The organism is Novosphingobium sp. BF6, assembly GCF_058273105.1.
Genome location: NZ_CM177775.1, coordinates 1,389,892 through 1,408,754 on the forward strand (window position 1 = coordinate 1,389,892; position 18,863 = coordinate 1,408,754).

Annotated in this window: 20 protein-coding genes, 2 pseudogenes and 1 riboswitch; of the genes and pseudogenes, 17 read left to right on the top strand and 5 right to left on the bottom strand. The window is 63.0% G+C overall.

The window, feature by feature from the left end; translation table 11 throughout:
- The first annotated feature begins 10 nt into the window (after positions 1 to 10).
- From AC4D6D_RS06980 to AC4D6D_RS06995, 4 genes are all read left to right on the top strand, one after another.
- A complete protein-coding gene (locus tag AC4D6D_RS06980) occupies positions 11 to 430 on the top strand; it encodes a CopG family transcriptional regulator (RefSeq protein ID WP_491327042.1) in 420 nt (139 codons plus the stop codon).
- Positions 427 to 648 (top strand): helix-turn-helix domain-containing protein, encoded by a 222-nt coding sequence (locus tag AC4D6D_RS06985; protein WP_491327043.1) that lies wholly within the window; start codon positions 427 to 429, stop codon positions 646 to 648. Before AC4D6D_RS06980 ends, AC4D6D_RS06985 begins: the two co-directional genes overlap by 4 nt.
- A gap of 190 nt (positions 649 to 838) precedes the next feature.
- Positions 839 to 2,842 carry a PIN-like domain-containing protein gene (locus tag AC4D6D_RS06990; RefSeq protein WP_491327044.1) on the top strand — a complete coding sequence of 668 codons (2,004 nt, stop codon included), beginning with the start codon at positions 839 to 841 and terminating at the stop codon, positions 2,840 to 2,842.
- Positions 2,839 to 4,059 (top strand): hypothetical protein, encoded by a 1,221-nt coding sequence (locus AC4D6D_RS06995; RefSeq protein ID WP_491327045.1) that lies wholly within the window; start codon positions 2,839 to 2,841, stop codon positions 4,057 to 4,059. The genes AC4D6D_RS06990 and AC4D6D_RS06995 overlap by 4 nt, the downstream gene beginning before the upstream one ends.
- Positions 4,060 to 4,189: 130 nt before the next feature.
- Here AC4D6D_RS06995 and AC4D6D_RS07000 read toward each other — a convergent pair whose 3' ends face one another.
- Positions 4,190 to 4,957, bottom strand: a complete 768-nt coding sequence (locus AC4D6D_RS07000) for a hypothetical protein (RefSeq protein ID WP_491327046.1) — start codon at positions 4,955 to 4,957, stop codon at positions 4,190 to 4,192.
- Between the two features lie 141 nt (positions 4,958 to 5,098).
- Between AC4D6D_RS07000 and AC4D6D_RS07005 the strand changes: the two are divergent.
- The 11 genes and pseudogenes from AC4D6D_RS07005 to AC4D6D_RS07055 form a co-directional block, all read left to right on the top strand.
- A pseudogene (locus AC4D6D_RS07005) lies at positions 5,099 to 5,326 on the top strand (LysR substrate-binding domain-containing protein); the annotation flags it as partial.
- A 158-nt stretch (positions 5,327 to 5,484) separates the two neighbouring features.
- Positions 5,485 to 6,525, top strand: a complete 1,041-nt coding sequence (locus AC4D6D_RS07010; protein ID WP_491327047.1) for an IS110 family RNA-guided transposase — start codon at positions 5,485 to 5,487, stop codon at positions 6,523 to 6,525.
- 465 nt (positions 6,526 to 6,990) lie between these two features.
- Positions 6,991 to 7,473 (top strand): pyridoxamine 5'-phosphate oxidase family protein, encoded by a 483-nt coding sequence (locus AC4D6D_RS07015; protein WP_491327048.1) that lies wholly within the window; start codon positions 6,991 to 6,993, stop codon positions 7,471 to 7,473.
- 78 nt (positions 7,474 to 7,551) lie between these two features.
- Positions 7,552 to 7,896: a hypothetical protein gene (locus AC4D6D_RS07020; protein ID WP_491327049.1), complete on the top strand. Its 345-nt coding sequence runs from the start codon at positions 7,552 to 7,554 to the stop codon at positions 7,894 to 7,896.
- 186 nt (positions 7,897 to 8,082) lie between these two features.
- A complete protein-coding gene (locus AC4D6D_RS07025) occupies positions 8,083 to 8,298 on the top strand; it encodes a hypothetical protein (protein ID WP_491327050.1) in 216 nt (71 codons plus the stop codon).
- Positions 8,299 to 8,454: 156 nt separating this feature from the next.
- Positions 8,455 to 8,766 carry a type IV toxin-antitoxin system AbiEi family antitoxin domain-containing protein gene (locus tag AC4D6D_RS07030; protein WP_491327051.1) on the top strand — a complete coding sequence of 104 codons (312 nt, stop codon included), beginning with the start codon at positions 8,455 to 8,457 and terminating at the stop codon, positions 8,764 to 8,766.
- Between the two features lie 193 nt (positions 8,767 to 8,959).
- Positions 8,960 to 9,301, top strand: a pseudogene (locus AC4D6D_RS07035) (transposase); the annotation flags it as partial.
- A 123-nt stretch (positions 9,302 to 9,424) separates the two neighbouring features.
- On the top strand, positions 9,425 to 9,739 hold the full coding sequence (locus tag AC4D6D_RS07040) for a hypothetical protein (RefSeq protein ID WP_491327052.1): 315 nt from the start codon (positions 9,425 to 9,427) through the stop codon (positions 9,737 to 9,739).
- A gap of 32 nt (positions 9,740 to 9,771) precedes the next feature.
- A complete protein-coding gene (locus AC4D6D_RS07045; RefSeq protein ID WP_491327053.1) occupies positions 9,772 to 10,131 on the top strand; it encodes a hypothetical protein in 360 nt (119 codons plus the stop codon).
- Between the two features lie 97 nt (positions 10,132 to 10,228).
- Positions 10,229 to 10,519, top strand: coding sequence for a hypothetical protein (locus AC4D6D_RS07050; RefSeq protein WP_491327054.1), 291 nt, complete (start codon positions 10,229 to 10,231; stop codon positions 10,517 to 10,519).
- 69 nt (positions 10,520 to 10,588) lie between these two features.
- Positions 10,589 to 11,500 (top strand): histone deacetylase family protein, encoded by a 912-nt coding sequence (locus AC4D6D_RS07055; RefSeq protein WP_491327217.1) that lies wholly within the window; start codon positions 10,589 to 10,591, stop codon positions 11,498 to 11,500.
- 10 nt (positions 11,501 to 11,510) lie between these two features.
- Here the strand turns inward: AC4D6D_RS07055 and AC4D6D_RS07060 are convergent, their stop codons facing one another.
- The gene (locus AC4D6D_RS07060) at positions 11,511 to 11,762 is read right to left on the bottom strand and encodes a hypothetical protein (protein ID WP_147219994.1); all 252 of its coding nucleotides are present in this window, start codon (positions 11,760 to 11,762) and stop codon (positions 11,511 to 11,513) included.
- Positions 11,763 to 12,124: 362 nt separating this feature from the next.
- Between AC4D6D_RS07060 and AC4D6D_RS07065 the strand changes: the two genes are divergently transcribed.
- Positions 12,125 to 13,432, top strand: a complete 1,308-nt coding sequence (locus tag AC4D6D_RS07065) for a metal-dependent hydrolase family protein (protein ID WP_491327218.1) — start codon at positions 12,125 to 12,127, stop codon at positions 13,430 to 13,432.
- 20 nt (positions 13,433 to 13,452) lie between these two features.
- Here the strand turns inward: AC4D6D_RS07065 and AC4D6D_RS07070 are convergent, their stop codons facing one another.
- Positions 13,453 to 14,061, bottom strand: a complete 609-nt coding sequence (locus tag AC4D6D_RS07070) for a TetR/AcrR family transcriptional regulator (RefSeq protein WP_147219995.1) — start codon at positions 14,059 to 14,061, stop codon at positions 13,453 to 13,455.
- 2 nt (positions 14,062 to 14,063) lie between these two features.
- Entirely contained in the window at positions 14,064 to 15,203 is a 1,140-nt protein-coding gene (locus AC4D6D_RS07075; RefSeq protein ID WP_491327055.1) for a sterol desaturase family protein, read from the bottom strand.
- Positions 15,204 to 15,328: 125 nt separating this feature from the next.
- On the opposite strand from AC4D6D_RS07075, the gene AC4D6D_RS07080 reads away from it, so the two are divergent.
- A complete protein-coding gene (locus AC4D6D_RS07080; RefSeq protein ID WP_491327056.1) occupies positions 15,329 to 18,256 on the top strand; it encodes a DUF2339 domain-containing protein in 2,928 nt (975 codons plus the stop codon).
- A 4-nt stretch (positions 18,257 to 18,260) separates the two neighbouring features.
- Here the strand turns inward: AC4D6D_RS07080 and AC4D6D_RS07085 are convergent, their stop codons facing one another.
- Positions 18,261 to 18,551, bottom strand: a complete 291-nt coding sequence (locus AC4D6D_RS07085) for a hypothetical protein (RefSeq protein ID WP_491327057.1) — start codon at positions 18,549 to 18,551, stop codon at positions 18,261 to 18,263.
- Positions 18,552 to 18,648: 97 nt separating this feature from the next.
- Positions 18,649 to 18,758, top strand: a riboswitch (TPP riboswitch).
- Positions 18,759 to 18,863 lie beyond the last annotated feature (105 nt).

Consider the following 18,863-nt stretch of genomic DNA (forward strand, 5'->3'; position numbering starts at 1 on the left):
TCTGGCGGGCATGCAGACGCGCAAGACCCGCCATCAGCTTTACCTTCCCGATCACCTCTCGGCGCGCCTCGACGCGCTGGCGGCGGCGCCGAACAATTCCAAGACCGCGATCATGACCGAGGCGCTTGGCATCTGGTTCGAGCGCCGTGAGGATGTCGAGGCGGAGAGACAGTTCGGGAAGAAGCTGGCGCAACAGGTGAGGGCGGTTGAGCGGATGGAGCGGAGGCTTGATTACCTCACCGAAGTGGTTGGGCTCTTTGTACGACATCAACTGACGCTGACGGCGCACCATCCGGGATTCGATGCAGCGACCCGAAAGCTGGGTCAGGCTCGATATGACGCCTTCGTCCGGCTGGTTGCGGAGCAGGCTGCACGAAGCGGAGGCGAAAAGGCGGGTGAAGGTCGGATCCCGAGCAAAGGAGCGAAATGATGGACGAAGAGCGGGCGAGGGCAATGAGCAGCAAGTACGTCCAGCAGTCGCCGACCGAGCCTTTGGCCGTTCGAATTCCCGAAGCTTGCCGATTGACCGGGATCGGCCGCTCGAAGCTCTACCAGATGATTTCCGACGGCTCTATCGAGAGGATTAAGGTTGGCGCGATCACTCTCGTGCCAATGCGAACCCTGCGGCGGCTGATCGAGCGTCCTTGAGTGGGACTTTGTGCTCGGTCCGGTTTGGAAAACCTAAGCCTAGATAGCCGACGTTGCCGACGGCTTAGACGTCGCTTTTTCGTCGGCATCGGTTGTGGGCTACTTTTTCCGATAGGCGCTTAGAAGCAAATTTGCCGGGCCGCGCGAACGTGATTGACCACAGCTATGCCCTCGACGATGTAGCAAAATCATGAAATTGATCACCGAACCCTTCGACCATGAAGAGCAAGACCGCGCACTTGTCGAGGCGCTGACGAAGACAGACAATACAAGGGTCTATCTCGATACTTCCGCGCTTGTCTGGCTCTACCGGATCAGACGGCAGGCACGCGGTGAGTTCGTCGATTTTCTCGAGGCGCCCGCCCTCAAGGAGCGCTCGCATATTCCGCTCTGGTCGCTGCACGAACTGAACAAGCATCGGCGCACCAAGACGGCGCTGTTTCCGCTTAGCGAACAGCATAACCTGCTGTCGAATGCGATGCAGAACGTAGTGACGAATGCGCACCTGTTCGTCGATGACAAGTTCGCCTCGGGCACGAAATGGAAGACGGGCGCGGACTTCATCGAAGCGTTAATGCAAAGCGTCGAGGCTCTGGGGGAGGTCCTGGTGCCGCTGCGCACACCCGGCAAAGTGGAAGAAATCGACACCGAACTGCAATCGTTCCTGCAATCGCACGCCCTAGAGCAACCTATGCCCGCGCTTGCCGGGCTGAAGGAGGAATTTCTCGCGCGGTGCGAGGGCAGGCTACCCCCCGGGTACGAGGATAGCGGCAAGGGCGGGCGCGACGGCGCCGCGAGCAATTATTCCGGAGCAAACCGTTTCGGCGACTACGTGTTCTGGCGCAGCGTTGTCGATCATGCGAAGTCTGACGCCGCTATCAGGACGGTCGTAATCATCAGTCACGATGCCAAACCCGACTGGGTCCATCGCCCCGATACAATCGTCGGCTACGGCGCGAGAAAGTCGCAAACGAAGAAGGAAAAGGGCGGGAGGAAAACCCGCGTAACCTGCCCGCAACCGGTGTTGTCCTTCGAGATCCGGGTCGAGGCAGGGGTGGAGCGGCTGTTCATCGTCTCGATCGAGCAGCTCGTGCTCGCGTTCAGCCTCACCGGCGCGGGCGCGGAACTTCGTGAACTTGCCCGCGCCATCCAGATCGAGTCCGACGATGCCAATGCGCCCGCCGCTGAAGGCAGTGACGATGCGGGCGGGGCGAACAGCGAGGCCGTGGATGCACCCGAAGCCGCTCCCGCGGGCGAACCGGTCGATCCCGCTCCGGAGCCCGAAGCCGTGAGGGGCGGCGAAGACGCAGCCGATGGCCCCGGGGGTGGCGAGATGCCCGGTCCGCTCGACGGTGCGCAGGGGCCCGCTGCCGAGCAGCCCCAGGCGCCTGCGGAACCCGATCCTGTGACGGCGCGGATCGAGGCGCTTGCGCCTGCGGCATTCGCCGATGGCGATTACGTTGCCGATGCGACGGGCGCACCGGAGGCGGATGCGATCATCGAGGCCCTCAAGAGCTACAACTGGTACACCCAGAACCCCGCGGTGCTGCAGCTTCGCAAACTGTTGAAGGATCCGCGTGTCAGCGACCTCCAGCTGTTCGTCCTGGGGCGCAACCTCTATCAGGCCGCCTGCGGCAGCGCCTGGCGTGCCTCCGACATGCTCACGAACCTCGACACTCTCGCCGCGAACGGCGACGCGGGCACGATCGGGATCCTGTTCGCGGGATGCCTGTTCGAGGCCTATTTCGACCATACCGGCGCATTGCGGCAGCGCCCCAAGTCCGACTTCATCGATACGCTGTTCGCCCATGCGCAAATCGCTGCGTTCGCTCCGGCAGTGGACTGGCTGCGCACGCGGCTGGCACCGGTGGCAAACCGCTATGTGCTGCTGCCCTGCGATGATGGAAGGATGGCCGTGTTTGCGCTGCATTCCGGCGATGAGAAGGTCGAGGAAATCCGCGTTCACGGGGTAAGGGTCACCGAGCCTGCCGAACCGGACGAGGACGGATGGGATCCAAGGGCGCTCGCCAGCAAGATCAGCCAGGACCAGCTGACGAGTGACCTTGCGAGCGACTTCGCGATTCCCCAAGACCGGGTGGTGATCGAACCTGCCATCGAGGGCAAGATCAGCCTTGCCCACCTGCGTCTGGTGGCGTGGGGACCTCACGGCGACATCGTGTTTCCCGCGCCGTGAGCCGCGTGCGGGAATGGGGCAAGAGCGCGCGTGCGTGGGTGAAGAGCGGCGCGAACGACGCCATGCGTTCGCGCCGGGTGCAGCGCTGGCTGAAACCCTACGGCTACCAGATGGCCGACGCGAACTCCCAGCAAACCGAGGCGTTCGATGAGGTCGATAAACCAGTCTTCCGCCTGACGTTTGACGCGGTCAAGGCGTGGATTAAGGCACACCGTCTCGGCCTCGCGACATCGCTTTTGGTCACGCTGTGCCTGATCGGCGAACTCTGGCTAGCAGGGAAATACGACGCGCTGGTCCTACATGTCGATCACCCGGAGCGCCTTCCGGCACTTCGCCTCGCCGGGGCCTGCGGCGTGGGGTTCGCAGCCTGCTGGGCCTGCATAGCCCTGTCGCGGCCCTTTCGCGAGCAGGCGGTGACGTCGTGGTGGGAGCCGAGCGACCGGTTCGACAAGTCGGGTCTTGAATGGGACGAGGTTTACCGGCTCGTCGCCTTCAATCCCGAGACGGATCCGGTCGGCTTCGTGAGGAAGGTTCGCTGGCACTGGTGGGGTGTATCGCTCGTGCGGCAGGTGCCGCTGTATCTGGTGGTCTGGGGCATCGCGCTCACCATCATCGACCTGCTGCGTAACGCGCGGCCGCGCACCTTCCTCACCGCGCCGGCAAAGGGAGCGCCCGCATCGCCGGGGCTCGATCATACTCTCGCGACTGTGCTCGGCAATCCGACCGCGTATCTCGCGCTTGTCGGCGCGCTCGCCACCATCTTCTTCACCTTCCGCCAGATACGCGCGAAAGTGCGTGCAGATTCGCGGCAGGCCTGGATCGTCAAGGCGCGCGAGTTGCTGGGCAAGCTCGTTTCGCAGATCGATGCGCACCGCGACCTGACCGAGAAAGGGAAAACCGCAAAGGCGGCTGAGCTGTGGGGCGAACTCAATCCCGGGCGGCTTGAATTCGAGCTCATGCTCAACCCTTCCGAGAAGGATCACCGGTTACTGCTGTACATGATCCAGAATTTCTCGGCCTGGCGCGAGCCCAAGAGCATCCCGCAGGATGGACGGATCGTCCGGGCGGACATCGCCGGGGGGCCCGATCGCGAGCTGCCGGAGAAATGGACGAAGATTCTCGACTCCGACGATCGCTCGACGCAAGTTTCGTACATCCTGCGGCTCTCGCATGTCGTGCTCAAGCGTGAGTGGGAACGGGTCAAGCATACGCGATGACGAGGCGTTGCTGGCTCATTGTCGCTGTGTCGGCGCGAATATCCTGCGCGGGGCACAAGCCATTTCCGTTCAGAGGTTTGGACAGAATTAACTTTCGTGGACACGATCCTCTTCGAAGGCGCCCACAAGATCAGGTTTTTTTGACTGCCTGGGCTTTCCTGGCAGCCAGTTCCTTGCGCAAATCGGCGGGAGCGGGATCCCAGTCATCGGCTTCGGTGTCAAATTGCAGGATGAACTCGTAGAACACCCGGGTCTTGCGGCGGTTGAAAGTGCGCAACGGATCCGCGCTTTCAAGATGGAGATTGATGAAAGCTTCAATTTCCTTCGTGTAGCGTGGCATCATCGCATTCAACAACGGCTGAACCAGATCGATCACCGATTGTCCAAAGGCGATAGCTTGATCCTCTGTCGGCAACAGACCCTGGTGGATTACCTTGTTGCGAAGTTCGACAGACTTCTTCGACAATTGCGGCGGGATCGTTCCATTTTCGTGCAGGTAAAGGCCAATGAACATACCAAGCTGACGTTCTGATTGGCTGGCAACCAGCTTCCAGGTGGCGTCGAAAGCCGTCCGGTCAGTTCCCCTGTTGTAGGATACGATCTCACAATAGAGTTGATAGACGCGTTCAAGCGCCGCAGCGAAAGATGCGACCGCATCCCGGTAATAGCCATCGACTAGGGCCTGCATTCCGGTCTCGGCAAGCACTTCGAAACGCAGCTGGGCCAACACGATCTCGTGGACATGACCATGCGCGCATTCAAAGCGATAAACACTGGTTTCGTTGAAAGGGGCGGTCACGCGCCGACCCGGCATCCCCTCCGCACACTTCCAGCATTGAAACTCCAACTTCACCGTTGCGCGCCCCTCATCGACCGACATGTACTGCTTGGCTGGCACCACAGCATCCGCGGGGTGCCCAGGAGCACATCGCTTCTGCCTCATCGAGCAATGGCTAGCTCAACTGCGCCTCGAAATCGTCAGGTGTGTCATTTTCAAGAGGAGCATCTGATTTTTGGGTGCATGTTCCGAGTCTGCCTCGTCGGACGGGTCGCTGTCACGAACGGCGTTGGCATTGGCAATCTCATGGAACCCGATGTCCGTGACGACATCGCAGCGGGGCGGCTTGTGCGCATTCTTGAAGACTGGACGCCGCCACTTGCGCCGCTGTGCCTGTACTATTCCAATCGGCGCAATTCCTCCGCGGCCTTCCGGGCCTTTATCGCGCTCGCGCGCGATTTCGCAGCGGGGCGGCTCGCACCGTCTTGACCGCCTTCGTCAGGGCCGCTCACTCGGCCGATCGAGGTGAATGCCGGCCTTAGTCGACACCTGCTAGATTGCGGATGAGGTGGATGGCTCCCGCTCACGGCATCAAAGTGCCAAGATGGGTTTGCTGTCATGCAACCCGAGCAGAGGAGCCACCCGCCATGGAGATTAGCACGATCGGCCTGGATTTGGCCAAGAACGTTTTTCAGGTTCACGGTATCAGCGCAACCGGTGAGGTTGTCATTCGCAAGGCGCTTCGGCGATCGCATATGCTGCCGTTCTTCGAGAAATTGGCGCCGTGCCTGGTAGGCGCTGAGGCCTGCGGGACGTCCCATCACTGGGCGCGCGAACTAACCAAGCTGGGGCATGAGGTGCGGCTGGTGCCGGCGGCTTACGTGAAGCCGTATGTGAAGCGCGGCAAGAACGATGCCGCCGATGCGGAAGCGATCTGCGAAGCGGTCACACGCCAGACGATGAGGTTCGTGCCGATCAAGTCGCGCGAACAGCAAGCGGCGCTGTCGCTGCACCGCGTGCGCAACCTTTTGATCAAACAGCGCACCCAGCTGGTAAACATGATGCGCAGCGTACTCGCCGAACTGGGGATCGCCATCCCGGTCGGGATCAGGAAGGCACTGCAGATCGCGCGAGAGATCGTCGACGGGGAATCTAAGCTCGACTTACCGGCCGAAGCCGCGAATGTCGTCGCTATGCTGGCAGGGCAACTGCTCCAGCTTCACGCCCAGTTGCACAAGCTTGACTTGCGGCTCGCCGCTCTGCAGCGGAGCGACGACAGGGCGCGGCGCCTAGCCACGATCCCCGGTATCGGACCGAGTGGTGCGACCGCGCTTGCCGCGTCAGTGACAGATCCAAGCCAGTTCTCGTCAGGACGCCAATTCGCCGCCTGGCTGGGGCTGCCCCCTCGACAAAGTTCGAGCGGCGGCAAGGAGCGTTTGGGGCGCATTACCAAGATGGGCGACCGGTATTTGCGCGCTCTCTTGGTTGTAGGCGCAACCGCGTTGGTCCGGTACGCCAAACAAAAACCTGACACGGTGGATCCGCGCTTTGTCGCTCTGCTTGGCAGAAAGCCCGCGCGCGTTGCCTCAATTGCCATCGCCAACAAGATGGCGCGGATTGCGTGGGCGGTCATGGCGCGCGGCGGTGTCTTCGAACGCGGACATGTGCCCATGCTGACAGCAGCATAGATCAAGAGCTTGACTGAGGAGATCAGCTCCACGAGGTTGTGAGCGCAAAGGATGTGATGGCAAAACCGGTCGGACCGGGAACAAGGACAACCCAAGGACGGTCCTTAGGCGTAATAGCCTGCTTAGCCGATCGGACCTTGTTCGTGGACCCCATCAGGGCCAGCAGTCTACACCGACTGCATAAACAGGCCGGACAGACGACTGCACCCGACGGAACAGTCAGATCATCACTTTAAGCTTGCAACGCGGGAGCCATCCACAGAGGACCGTCCGCACCTGGAGCGCTGCAAACCGGTGCTGAGCGTCTCATAAGGGTCGAATCCCGACGCCAAGTGCAAATTGTGGTCACGAAAAGCGATTGACAGGAAATCAAATTCTCAGGTCACCGCTCACCGGATGGTGAGCTTTTGCGAAACTCAGGCGGCGTGCCGGCGTTTTGGCTTGAACACTCTTGAGGAGATGGCAATGTCGACTGACACGCAAACGCTTAAGCAACACCTTTGGGAAAAGATCGAAAAGGGGCCCTTCCTCATGGTCGGCCTTGCCGATGGGAAGAGCCATTCGGAACCGTTGACGGCGCAGCTCGACAAGGATCAGGCCGACACCATCTGGTTCTTCATCGGTAAGGACAATCGACTTGGCACGGGTGGCGCCGCGATGGCGCAGTTCGTATCGAAGGGTCAGGATTTTTTCGCGTGCCTGTCGGGCCGCGTCGAATTGGACACCAACCCCGCCATGGTCGACAAGCTGTGGTCCAACGCTGTCGAAGCCTGGTTTCCCGGAGGCAAGACGGACCCCAACCTTGCGTTGCTGCGCTTAGATATTGACGAGGCTGAGCTTTGGGAAGCCGATGTGTCGCTGACCGGCAAGCTAAAGATGCTCTTCGGCGGTAAAATCAGAGGCGACGAAGCTGGTAGCCACGCCGTAGTATCGAACACTAAAATCTGAATTGCCGCTTCGAGGCAGGCCCAGCCTGAGAGCGAGCCTGCCTTGGTGCGCCTAGCATCATCCTCCATCGGGGCCTGTATGTCTGAGCCACCAACGCGCGTCGCCGTCCACCCTGTGACGCCGGATGGGCGCTATTTCGTCGTGCGCGGCCGTTTATGGCGCATGTCCGATCCCAACCTGCCGCAAGAGCGTCGCGAGGCGCTGGTCAGGATGCTTATGTCTGCCCGCCGGGCGGTTGGCGTTGCGAGGCGCCAGCGCGATCGCGACGCGCAGGAGCGGGCACATGCTGCGGTCGACGAAGCAAAGCGAGCGCTGGGTGAGCGCGGACCGGTGTGGTGGGACGATGGCGCCCCCGATCTTAATCGGCATCTGGCGAGGACTGGACCCTATGCGCAATGGTACGCACAATTACCGCAACCCTGATTTCACAGGCCGGTGCGCGCGCCCCGCTCACCGGTAACGGGATCGTAGCGGGGGTCAGGCAACGCCGCAATTTGGGCGCGTGTAGCATCGTCCGGAGCCTCGCGCCTAAAGCTCATCAATGGTGGTGGCCGGGCTGACGTCGAGGCAGCACATATCCGTCCCGTCGAAAAGGGTGGCCCTGATATTGTGAGCACTGGTCTCGCTTTGTCGGGGACTGTGCACTGGATGTTCGATCGGGGCCTTATAAGTCTCGCCGATGACCTTGAGGTTCTGGTCAGCCGCCAGGCGAATGATGGCGAGGCGATCCGCGGGCTGATAAATCGTACCGGCGTTGCGCTACCTCCGGCGCATACTGCGGATCGACCTCATCCGAGCTTCCTAAGCTGGCATCGCGAGCATTGATTCAAGCATTGAGAACGGGCTTTCTGGCCAGTTCAATCCGAAGTGTCATGTAACAAAGCCTCTGAAACGATGATTATAAGTCCGAGGATTTGTTACATGCCTGCCCCCCTCTGAACCGCAAAATGCCAGACCGTTCCGCCTCGTGGGGGCGGAGCGATGCTGCGGGCATCAGAGCGAAGCGCGGCAGGCATCAACCCCAAGACGATTGCCAAGGCGGTTGAAGCGGGAAAGATCGAAAGGATTGGGCGGGGCATTTATCAAAAGCCTGATGCCGAGATCAAAGAAAGAAGGTCAGATTTTGCTGAAGCCGCACGTCAGATGTATTCTTCTTTTCGAAAGTGGCTACCACAACTATTCGGTTTGGCTCAGCTATGCAACGCTTCGGCGATTCGTGTATTTGTTGGGGGTGGATTTGGGGGTGGTGACCACCTCAATTTTTCGAAATTGAAAATAGTTTCAGTAAGATAAAGGCGAGCGGTCGATCCCTCCTCCGCTACCAAAAATCAAACACTTAGCATCGACACAAAATGCGGTTTACAGTGCTGTGTAAACTTTCGCGTCTGGTGGCCCCCGTTTCCGGAGCTGCCTATCGCCGCTCGACATGGCTTTGGCGCGGCTGGGACCTGCGCACCATTCTGCATGAGCCCTTCGGGCCCGATCCGGCCGCCCGCTCAGCTTCCTGATGACTGCCGGGTAGATCAGCACTGCAACTCTGCTGAACGATCTGCTCAAGGCGAAATGGCTAATGGGGGACCGCAGCTATGACGCCGACTGGTTCAGGGAAGCGTTGCAAGCGAAGGGTATCTAGCCCTGCATTTCTAGCCGAAAATCCCGGCTTCAACCCGTCAAATACGGCTAGCGCCGGTATAGACGTCGCAACCGCATCTAGATCAAGTTCGGCCGTCTCAAGGACCGGCGCCGCGTTGCTACTCGCTACGATCGCAGTCCCTCCGTCTCCTTCTCCGCCGTCGCGCTCGCCGCAACCGTCATCTTCTGGCTGTGATCAACGAGTCCTGACGCTAGGATACGAAAATCACGGGCTCAATGTCCGACTAGGATCGTCGAAAGCCGTTCGTTCTTAAAATCGACGAGTGGTTCGGGCGCGCAGACCTGCTAGGCGACCACTATGACTAACAAAACAGCCGGTGTCGTCGAGGTGGATGGTCTCCACTACAAATGGGAGCTTCGGAGTGAGCCGCAGTGGGGGGATGCTGAAGGCTGGAGGGGCATGACTGTTGCATTGCTCCGCAAGCAAACCCAGCGAGAAGCTTTGCTGGAGTTCCCCGCGCCCAAGCGTTTGGTGAAAGGCCTGCCGCGAGGGCGGCTCCAGATCAGCGATGCGCTCGTGTCACGCGGCATCCGGGCTGCGTTGCAAGCAGGGTGGGAGCCGGCTTCTCGTGGCAAGCCGATGGTCTTTGCCGTCGATGCGGACGGCAACTGAAGAATGGCGATCTATCGGATTGGGAGAGATCGATGAGCGCTTCGTCAAAACCGTGGGACAACGAGTTGGTCTCGAGGTGGCTGGAAGCTCGCATCGAGGCGGCTGGCCGCGATCAAGCGACGGCCGATAGACGAGGCTACGGGGCCGAGGACGACTATGACAAGGCGGCCGCTGAAGAGTGGGTATGTCGAAGCTTGAGAGCCGTCGCGCGAGAGAGCGGACAGGCCGCGTTTGCGCTTCGGATCAAGCAATTGCTCGATCAGGAGGGCTATCAGATCACCGGCATCCACGATGATCGCCGCGTCGAGCGACATGTCCGCGCAACACTCAGAAAGATTGCCAAAATGGCCAAGGCAAATGAGGGTTTCGAGAACAGGCTGCGCTATCAGTGAATGCGACGGGCTGAAAATAGCGCGTTCGCGCAAAGGGAACTGTCCGTTCATCCCGTTGGGCGAGGGCGCGCATGTTGCCTCACGCCCCAGTTAGCCTATGGCGATGACGGCAAACCAACAGGCGGATAATATGACGGCATCTTCCACCCACGAGCAACGCGAGCACTTCGCTTATTGCGTCCAGCTTTTTGGCGGCACCACAGCATTCTCGCGGCGCATCGGCATAGACGAGCGGGCTATTCGCCGTTTCATAAATGGCGAGCGGCCGCTGGGCACAGGCCTTCTCGAAGACACGGCGAAGGAATTGCGTAAACTCATCGTCGAAGCGACCGCCGCCGAACAGGAAATTGTAGCTTCGCTGAATTCCGGACCAGGCGCTGCACCGTAAGAGCGCGGACGGTTCGAAACGTTGACGACCAATCTCGGCCTGTGTGCCTCGGCGTCCTACCTGCAGGCCATGCTGCACGTCGTCCACCATTCCGGTTACGTGGTCGAAACCGAACGTACGGGCACTTTCCCGCATGACAAGTATGCGCTGGTCATGCGGGCGCTGGGCGAAAGCGGCGTGCCAATGACGGTCCATGCACCCGAAGTCATGCCGCGAGAATGGCTCGAGGCGGTCCACGACCCGGCTTATGTCGACGAAGTCATCAGTTGCGCGGTGCCGGCGGCAAAGCAGCGCCGGATCGGCTTTGCGATCGACGAACGGATATCCCGGAGATCGCAGCTTTCCCCCGGTGGAACATGGCTAGCGGCGAAGCTGGCGCTGCGGCACGGATATGCCGCAAATTCCGCTGGCGGCAGCCATCATGCCCTGGCCGATACCGGCGCGGGCTATTGCGTGTTCAACGATCTGGCGCTTGCCGCCAACAGGCTGATCGAGGAGGGCGACGTCTCGCGCATCCTGATCCTCGACCTCGACGTACATCAGGGAGATGGCACCGCCGCCCTGACCGCGGGGCGCAGCGACATCTTCACGCTTTCCATTCATGCCGAGAAGAACTTCCCCACGCGCAAGGCACGCTCTTCGCGGGATGTCGGACTACCCGATGGAACAGGCGATTCGGACTATCTGGATGCTCTCGCCGGATCACTGCCCATGGTTCTCGATCACTTCGTGCCGGAACTGATCCTGTTGCAGGCAGGCGTCGATGCCCATCGGGACGACAAGCTTGGCCGGCTGTCCCTGACCGATGAGGGGCTCGCGGACCGGGATCGCTATGTGGCGACAGAGGCGAACCGGCGCGGCATTCCCTTGGCGAGCACCCTGGGCGGTGGTTACGGCGCGGACCGCGAAGCCGTGGCCCTGCGGCACGCGCGGACGATCCTTACCCTTTCAGCCATGATTAACGCGCGGGATGCCGCCTGATCGCACGCTCTTACGGGGCCGCGTTCCTCTCGGCATTGAGCCGCTCGACAAGCTTTTCGATCTCGTCGGGATTGAGAATCCAGGTGCGGGTCTTGCGGCCTTCGCGGAACACAGGGCGTGTCAGCAGGATGCGCGCCTGCTCCTTGGCGAAAGGCTTGAAGAGCGAGAAGTGCATCACGCATTCGAGCATCAATCCGATCACCGGCGTCTTGCCGTCCAGATCGATCAGCGTGGCGGGCTGGTCCCAGGGAATGTTCATCATGACGCCCGCCTATCGCGGGTCATGGCGAATGCAAAGGCTGAATGCCTGCATCCCGACTGATGCTGTCCCGGAAAATGCCTCCCGCGGGAATGGGAGTAATCTGGCAAAATCGAAGTTGATTGGTGCCGGAGATTTTGCCCGAAGAAGTCGAAGTTTACCGGCGAGCAGGACGATGGGCTGCGTCCTTCTACGCCCTTCATTCGTCTCTCTGTCTGGCGTCGCGCCTTGGGCCCGGCGCCGGGAGGACGGCCTCGTCATTATCGCCTGCGATAAGTCATTGACGCGAGGGGCGGTCAGCGCGACTCTGCCGATGACCGATTGTGAGAGGGGCGGGAATGCGAGGGGGCAGTTCTGTGAAGCATATGGCCGGGGCTGCCTTGTGGCTTGTCACCGCGGCGCTCGTGCCCGGTGGCGGGGCCTGGGCGAAGGATTTCGTGATCCATGCCGGGCGTTTCATAGACGGAACCGGGGCGGCGCCTCGGCAGAAGGTCTCCATCCTCGTTACCGATGACCGCATCACGGCGATCCAGCCCGGCTTCGTCACGCCTGCAGGGGCCGAAGTGGTGGACCTGGCCGACAAGACGGTGCTGCCCGGTCTTATCGATACCCACGATCACATCACCGCCGGTTGGCATGCCGGCGATCCGATCCGCAACACGGTGACGCGCAGCGATTTCGAGGATGCGATCGAGGCGACCCTGTTCACGCGCAACACCCTGCTGGCAGGATTCACTTCGGTGCGTGACTGCGGGGCCAATACCCAGGTCGTCGTCGCGCTGAAGAAGTCGATCGAGGGCGGCGTGGTGCCGGGGCCGCGCATGTGGGTGGCGGGCGCGGCGCTTGGCCCTACCGGCGGGCACGGCGATCCGGTCAATGGGTTGCGCGCCGAGTTCGCCGATATTCCGCATATCGCCGAGAATGTCGTCGATAGCCCCGAATCGGCGAGGCTGGCTGTCAGGCGGTTGAAGCGCGAAGGCGTGGACCTCATCAAGATCATGCCCTCGGGCGGGGTCATGTCGATCGGCGACGATCCCCGCCACCAGTTGATGACCGACGAGGAGATCAAGGCCGTCATCGATACCGCGCATGCGCTGGGGATGAAGGTCGCCGCCCATGCTCACGGCAAGGAGGCGATCGATCATACGATCGCGCTGGGTGTCGATTCCATCGAGCACGGTTCTTATGCCGACGCGGGCAGCTACAAGCTCTTCAGACAATATGGCGCCTATCTGGTGCCCACCATGCTGGTCGGGGAACGGGTCTATCAGCGCGCGAAGGAGCATCCCGAGCAGCTCAATCCGTCCACTGCCGAAAAGGCGCTTGAGATCGCCCCGTTGCTGCGCCGGAACCTGCATGATGCCTACACTGCGGGCGTGAAGATCGCTTTCGGGACGGACACTTTCGGTCTGTCGAAGCATGGCGAGAATGCGCAGGAATTCGCGTTACTGGTAGGCGCGGGGATGACACCGATGGATGCGATCCGCACCGCGACCGGCAATGCGGCGGACCTGCTGGGCAGCGCCGAAGTCGGTACTTTGCAGGCAGGGCGCTATGCGGACATCATCGCCGTGGACGGTGACCCTCTGGCCGACGTGAAGGTGCTGGAGAGCGTCGGTTTCGTGATGAAGGGCGGGGCAGTCGTCAAGTCCGGCGGCAAGCCGTTGATCTGAGGAGGCGGTTTCCGGTCGGCTCAGGCGGCCAGCCGGGCGCCGTTGGCGCGCAGCGTTTCCAGGACGCGCGCGGCGGCAAGTTCGGCAGGGTGCTCGACGCCCATCAGCGAGAACGTACCGCCGAGCAGGAAGGCGCAGTGGCCATGGACATTGGCGATCAGCGAACTGGCGAGTTCGGCGGTCTTCGCGGCATTCGCATCCGGGAGTACAGAGGCGACTTCGCGGGCGATCATGCCGGTCAGGCGCACGCGCTCGGCCACGAGGTCCTCGGCCATGGGCACGCCTTCCGGGACGCGGTGCTCGTAGATGGCGGACCACAGGTTGCGGTGGCTGGCCGCGAAATCGAAGTAGCCGCGTACCAGCACCAGAATGCGCTCCTGACCCTGCGTGCCTTCCAGCCGCTCGTCCAGCCACTGCGTCCAGAGCCGGAAGGTCCGCGCATTGATGGCCATGACAAGCGCGCCGACATTGCCGAAGACATGCATGACGGTGCCCACCGAATAGCCGATGCGCTTGGCCACCTCGCGGGCGGAAAAGCGGGCATAGCCGCTTTCCGCCATGACTTGCCGCCCGGTGTCGAGGATCAGCGCGTGCAGTTCCTCGCGGCCGTGGTCGGAGCGTCTGGCCACCTTCAGTGCGCTTTACGGACGAAAGGATAGCGCATCTGGGCGAGGTAGCCGCTCGGCACCGCCTCGGGTACGCCGTAGCCCTGCGGCCACTTGCCCTTGGGGAAGTAATGGGTGCCGAACAGGCGGTCGAGCCAGGGGAAGTGGATCGCGAAGTTCTTGTCGATTCCTTCGGCCTCCAGCGCGTGGTGCCAGTGGTGGAAGCGCGGCACGACGAGGAAGCGCCCCAGTCGGTCGAAGTCGCCCCGCACGTTCGCGTGGATCAGCGAGGAATAGACGTAGACCATGCCGATATAGGCCTGCATCACCGAGGGCAGGAAGCCGAAGGTCAGCAGCGGCAGCGAGGTTACGCCGCGCAGCAGCACGATCTCCATGAAATGCATCCGGCCACCGGCCAGCCAGTCCATCGAGCGCGCCGAGTGGTGCACCGCATGGAAGCCCCAAAGGAACGGTATGCGGTGGAACAGGCGGTGGAACCAGTACTGGGCAAGGTCGGTCAGGAACATCGCCAGCAGGAACTGCACGGCCCAGGGCAGGCCGCCGATCGCACCGCGGATGCCCGAAAGGCCGGTGCCGTGGGCGTTGAGGTAGCTCGACGGGGCCAGTGCCAGGAAGGTGATGAGCTGCACCAGCATCGAGCTGATGAGGAAGTAGAACAGGTCCTCCCGCCATTCGGCGCGGAACAGGCGCTGCTTGGCGCGGTGGGGGACGAGGCGTTCCAGCGGCGCGAACATCAGGCCGGTGGCGATCAGGTTCACCGCGAAGAAATCGACGCCGAAGAAAATGCCCCAGTCATGCATCTCGCGCGGCTGGACCGAGGCGCCGCCGAGAATCGTACCGGCCAGCGCGACGACCAGCGCGGTCAGGCCCAGCGCCTTGCGAGGGCGCAGCAGCAGGCTCAACAGCGCGAGGGCATAGGCGCCGAGCAGGGTGGCATGGACCACGATGCGGAAACCCGAGGAGGCCAGTACGCGCGCGAGTTCGGGCGTGGCCAGCCAGTCCGGCCAGCGCAGCGCCGCAACGAAGCAGAATCCGGCGGCGGCGAGAATGAGGGCGAAGAAGCCGGAGAACCACCCCGTACCGAAGCCGCGCGCCTCGATCGGAGCTTCCAGATCGCGCATCAGCTTTTTCAGAAATCCCGTCATGTCCGTTTCCCTGAAAGTCGTGCTGCCTTCATATCGCTGAAATAGAACGCTGTCTAATTTTTTATTGTACGGTGTTCGATTTCACGATACCTCCATGCAGGAAATGTGATCGAGAGGGTAACGGCGTGACCGAATTCCTGTTGCTGGCAACGATCTTTCTGGGCGGACTGCTGTTCGACACACGGCGCCGTCTGGGCCGGATGGAGCGACTGTTTCGCGAGGGCGGGCCTGCCGCAGCGCGAATCGCGCGGCCGGTCTCGATGCCCGAGCCTCCCTTCGAGCCGGAGCGCGTGCCGGAGCCGGTGAAGGCGCCGCCCCCGCTGCCCGTGGAGGATCTGCCGGTTGCCGAGCCCGCAGCGTGGGTCGAGCCGGAACCGGTGCCTTCCATCCCCGAAGCCGTTTCCGAACCAGTCATCACTGCGCCGCCGCCGCCATCGCCGCCGCGCCAGGCGGCCGGTCTTGGCTTCGAGGACCTGTTCGGCCGCAAGCTGCCGATCTGGGCGGGCGGCATCACCCTGATCGTCGCGGCAGTGCTGATGGTGAAATACTCGATCGACACCGGGCTGCTTTCGCCGCTGGTGCGCATTGTGTTGGGCTTCGCCTTCAGCGCGGCCCTGATCGGCGGCGGCGAACTGGCGCGGCGGCGGGCGGATTTCGTGCGCGACGAGCGGGTAGCTCAGGCTCTGGCCGGAGCGGGTGTGGGCGGTCTCTATGCGGCGACGCTGGCGGCAGCGAATCTCTATGGTCTCGTCGGGCCGGGGCTGGCCTTTTCCGGGCTTTTCGCGATTACCGTACTGGCGCTCGGTCTGGCGCTGCGGTTCGGGGCGCCTTGCGCGGTGCTGGGGCTTGTCGGCGGCCTTGCGACGCCTGCGGTTGTCCAGTCGGACAGCCCGAGCGTGCCGCTGCTGGCGGGCTATCTTGCCGTCCTGATCGGCGCGATCACGCTGCTTTCGCGCCGCCAGCGCTGGGTCTGGCTGGGCGTCGGCGCGCTGACCGGCGGTGCCGGGTGGAGCCTGCTGACGATCGCCATGGGCGGCCTCGACAGCGGTTCCACTCTTTCGATGGGACTGCTGGTGCTGCTGATCGGGCTTGGCCTTCCGGCCCTTGCGCTGGAAGGCCGCGCGGCCCCGATCTTGCGCGGCGCGGCAGCGGTCGTCGGCGCGTTCCAACTGGCCCTGCTGGTGGCGAACGGCCACTTCGCGCCGCTGACCTGGGGGCTTTACGGCTTGTTGTCGCTGGCCTTCTGCTGGCTTGCCGGAACCACGCCGATGCTGCGGAGGACGGTCCCCGTGCCGCTGCTGACGGCGCTCGGCCTCACCGCCTTCTGGCCCGCGCCTGAAGCCGGTCTGTTCACGGCGGTCATAGCCGGGATCGCGGCGATCTACGGCGGCTATGCGCTGCGGAACCTGTGGCGGGAAGGCGGCGGTTTTGTCGAAGTCAGCCTGCTCAGCGCCATTGCGCTCGGCGGCTATGCGGTCTGCTGCGCGAAGTTCTACGAGGCGACCGCAGGCCACGACACCGGCTTCGCGCTGCTGGCCTTGGCTTTCGCGGCGTTGCCTGCGCTGGGCGCCGCACTCGGCTGGCGGCGCGAGGCGCGTCACGACGATGCCCGTTTCGCCTTGCTCGCTTCCTGCGCGGGTGTGCTGCTGATCGTGGCCGGTATGATGGGCCTTCCCGAATGGCTCGTGCCCGTCGTTTTCCCGGCCGTCGCGGTGGGACTGTTGGGCGTCGCCGTGGCGGGACGGGACTATCGCCTGAAGCACGGTGCGCTCGCTTTCCTGGGGCTGGCGGTCGCCGTCGTGCTGGCGGTGTCGGCGGAGAACGGTGCCTTGGCTCGTCTGGTGCAGACGGCGAACGTGACGCATCCGGGCCGCGCCCTGCTGCATTGGGGGGCGCTGACTTTGGCCGCCGCCGCCTTCGCCTGGCGCAATGCGGGGTCGCGCCTGCGCTTCGGTTTGCAGCCGCTCACCGTGCTGCTTGGCTACGGCTTCGTGGCGCAACTGGTTCCGGCACCGTGGCTTTCCGTCGTCACGGCGGCTGGGCTGGTGCTGCTGGCCGAAGTGAACGGGCGCAAGCCTGTGCTGGCGATCGAGGCGGCGCAGGGCACGCTGGTCGTGCTCACGGCGCTATGGGCGCTGGAACCGATGGCCTACTGGCTGACGGCGAGCGCGAACTCGGTGATGACAGGCAAGCCGGTCCTCGTGACCGATCTGCCGACATGGGCGGAGGCGCTGCGCCGCCTCGTCGCACCGGCACTGGCGACGGCCTTTGCGCTCTGGCGCGTCCGTGCGCATCTGCCTCGCCCGGTGTTCCTTGCCGGAGCGACGATGGTCGGTCTGCTCGGTCTCGCCGGCAGCCACATCCTGTTCAAGCAGGTCTTCGCGCTCGACGATCCGGAATCCTTCGCCCGCCTCGGACTTGCCGAACGCTGCGTCTGGGAGGCGCTGCTGATCGGCGTGGGCGTGGCGGTCTGGCGCCGTTTTGCCGCGCGCGAGATCGCCCTTGGCTTCCTCGCGATGGGTTTGGCGCATGCGGTCTTCCATACCTGGATTTCGCTGAATCCGTTCTGGAGCCACCAGCAAGTGGGTCCCTGGCCGCTGGTCAACCTGCTGCTACCCGCTTTCCTCATCCCCTTCGTGGTGCCTTCGCTCGCCGCCCGGATCGCGCCGGACCTGGCGCCGCGTTTTCAGCTTCCGGCGGACCTGCTGCGGATGGCGCTGATCCTGCTTTTCGTTTTCGCGACGCTGCGCCAGCTTTTCGCAGGAAGCCTGCTCTACGTCGGCTCGGTGGGCCAAGGGGAGAACATCGGCCGCTCGGTACTGGCGATCGCGCTGGCGCTCGGCTTCCTCGGCTGGGGCATCCGCGAGCGGCTGCGCAGCTGGCGCTTCGCCTCGCTGGTGTTGATGCTAGCCGCCGTCGGCAAGGTTTTCCTCTTCGACGCTTCGGGGCTGGACGGGCTGCTGCGGATCTTGTCCTTCCTCGCCCTCGGCTTCAGCCTGATCGGGATCGGCTGGGTCTATAGCCGTTACCTGAAGCCGGAGGCGGCAGGGTGATGCGCTATCGCTTCCGCAGGACGAAGGCCAAAGTACTGGTGGAAGCGAGCGGGCCGATCCAGTCGACCCACTGATCGAGCTTGGGCCATACCCTGAGATCGAACGGTCCCCACCACGGCATGTTCGCACGCAGGCCGTGGCCATAGGCTTCGATCCAGCGGTACTCGGCCTGCGCCACTTCGCGCCCGAGGAAATAGGCCGAGGCCACGGCGGCGCCCGGCCACCAGCTGCCGGTGAGCAGGCGTAGCAGGGCCTGGACCGCGAGGGCTGCGAGCGTGTGCTCCAGCAGGTTCATGTCATGCTCCCGTTTGCGTGTGCGGGTCCTGTCCGGGATCGCCGGAAGATCGTCAACGCAATAAGGCTTCCCACAAGCCCGCCGAGCGCCTAGAGCGCCCCAATCCCCGGGGGGCCGCTCACGCGCGGCTGAGAGGTGGTCAGCAGACCACGACCCGCTGAACCTGATCCGGTTGACACCGGCGTAGGGAGGGCTGGCGGCAGAGCGTCCGTTGTCCCTCCGACTGGAGCGGACGAAAGACGATGACCCTTACCCCGAAGCCTATTCGCACCCTCACTTCCTTCGGCGGCGCCGCGCTGGCGCTGTTTGCGC

What these genes read in the sequence shown, in the direction of transcription:
- AC4D6D_RS07050 (WP_491327054.1), top strand. Translation starts at nt 10,229, where the DNA reads ATGGCGATGACGGCAAACCAACAGGCGGATAATATGACGGCATCTTCC.
- AC4D6D_RS07075 (WP_491327055.1), bottom strand. Translation starts at nt 15,203, where the DNA reads ATGACGGGATTTCTGAAAAAGCTGATGCGCGATCTGGAAGCTCCGATC.
- AC4D6D_RS06980 (WP_491327042.1), top strand. Translation starts at nt 11, where the DNA reads ATGCAGACGCGCAAGACCCGCCATCAGCTTTACCTTCCCGATCACCTC.
- AC4D6D_RS07015 (WP_491327048.1), top strand. Translation starts at nt 6,991, where the DNA reads ATGTCGACTGACACGCAAACGCTTAAGCAACACCTTTGGGAAAAGATC.
- AC4D6D_RS06985 (WP_491327043.1), top strand. Translation starts at nt 427, where the DNA reads ATGATGGACGAAGAGCGGGCGAGGGCAATGAGCAGCAAGTACGTCCAG.
- AC4D6D_RS07085 (WP_491327057.1), bottom strand. Translation starts at nt 18,551, where the DNA reads ATGAACCTGCTGGAGCACACGCTCGCAGCCCTCGCGGTCCAGGCCCTG.
- AC4D6D_RS07030 (WP_491327051.1), top strand. Translation starts at nt 8,455, where the DNA reads ATGCTGCGGGCATCAGAGCGAAGCGCGGCAGGCATCAACCCCAAGACG.
- AC4D6D_RS07060 (WP_147219994.1), bottom strand. Translation starts at nt 11,762, where the DNA reads ATGATGAACATTCCCTGGGACCAGCCCGCCACGCTGATCGATCTGGAC.
- AC4D6D_RS07020 (WP_491327049.1), top strand. Translation starts at nt 7,552, where the DNA reads ATGTCTGAGCCACCAACGCGCGTCGCCGTCCACCCTGTGACGCCGGAT.
- AC4D6D_RS07055 (WP_491327217.1), top strand. Translation starts at nt 10,589, where the DNA reads ATGCTGCACGTCGTCCACCATTCCGGTTACGTGGTCGAAACCGAACGT.
- AC4D6D_RS07045 (WP_491327053.1), top strand. Translation starts at nt 9,772, where the DNA reads ATGAGCGCTTCGTCAAAACCGTGGGACAACGAGTTGGTCTCGAGGTGG.
- AC4D6D_RS07065 (WP_491327218.1), top strand. Translation starts at nt 12,125, where the DNA reads ATGGCCGGGGCTGCCTTGTGGCTTGTCACCGCGGCGCTCGTGCCCGGT.
- AC4D6D_RS07040 (WP_491327052.1), top strand. Translation starts at nt 9,425, where the DNA reads ATGACTAACAAAACAGCCGGTGTCGTCGAGGTGGATGGTCTCCACTAC.
- AC4D6D_RS06990 (WP_491327044.1), top strand. Translation starts at nt 839, where the DNA reads ATGAAATTGATCACCGAACCCTTCGACCATGAAGAGCAAGACCGCGCA.
- AC4D6D_RS07010 (WP_491327047.1), top strand. Translation starts at nt 5,485, where the DNA reads ATGGAGATTAGCACGATCGGCCTGGATTTGGCCAAGAACGTTTTTCAG.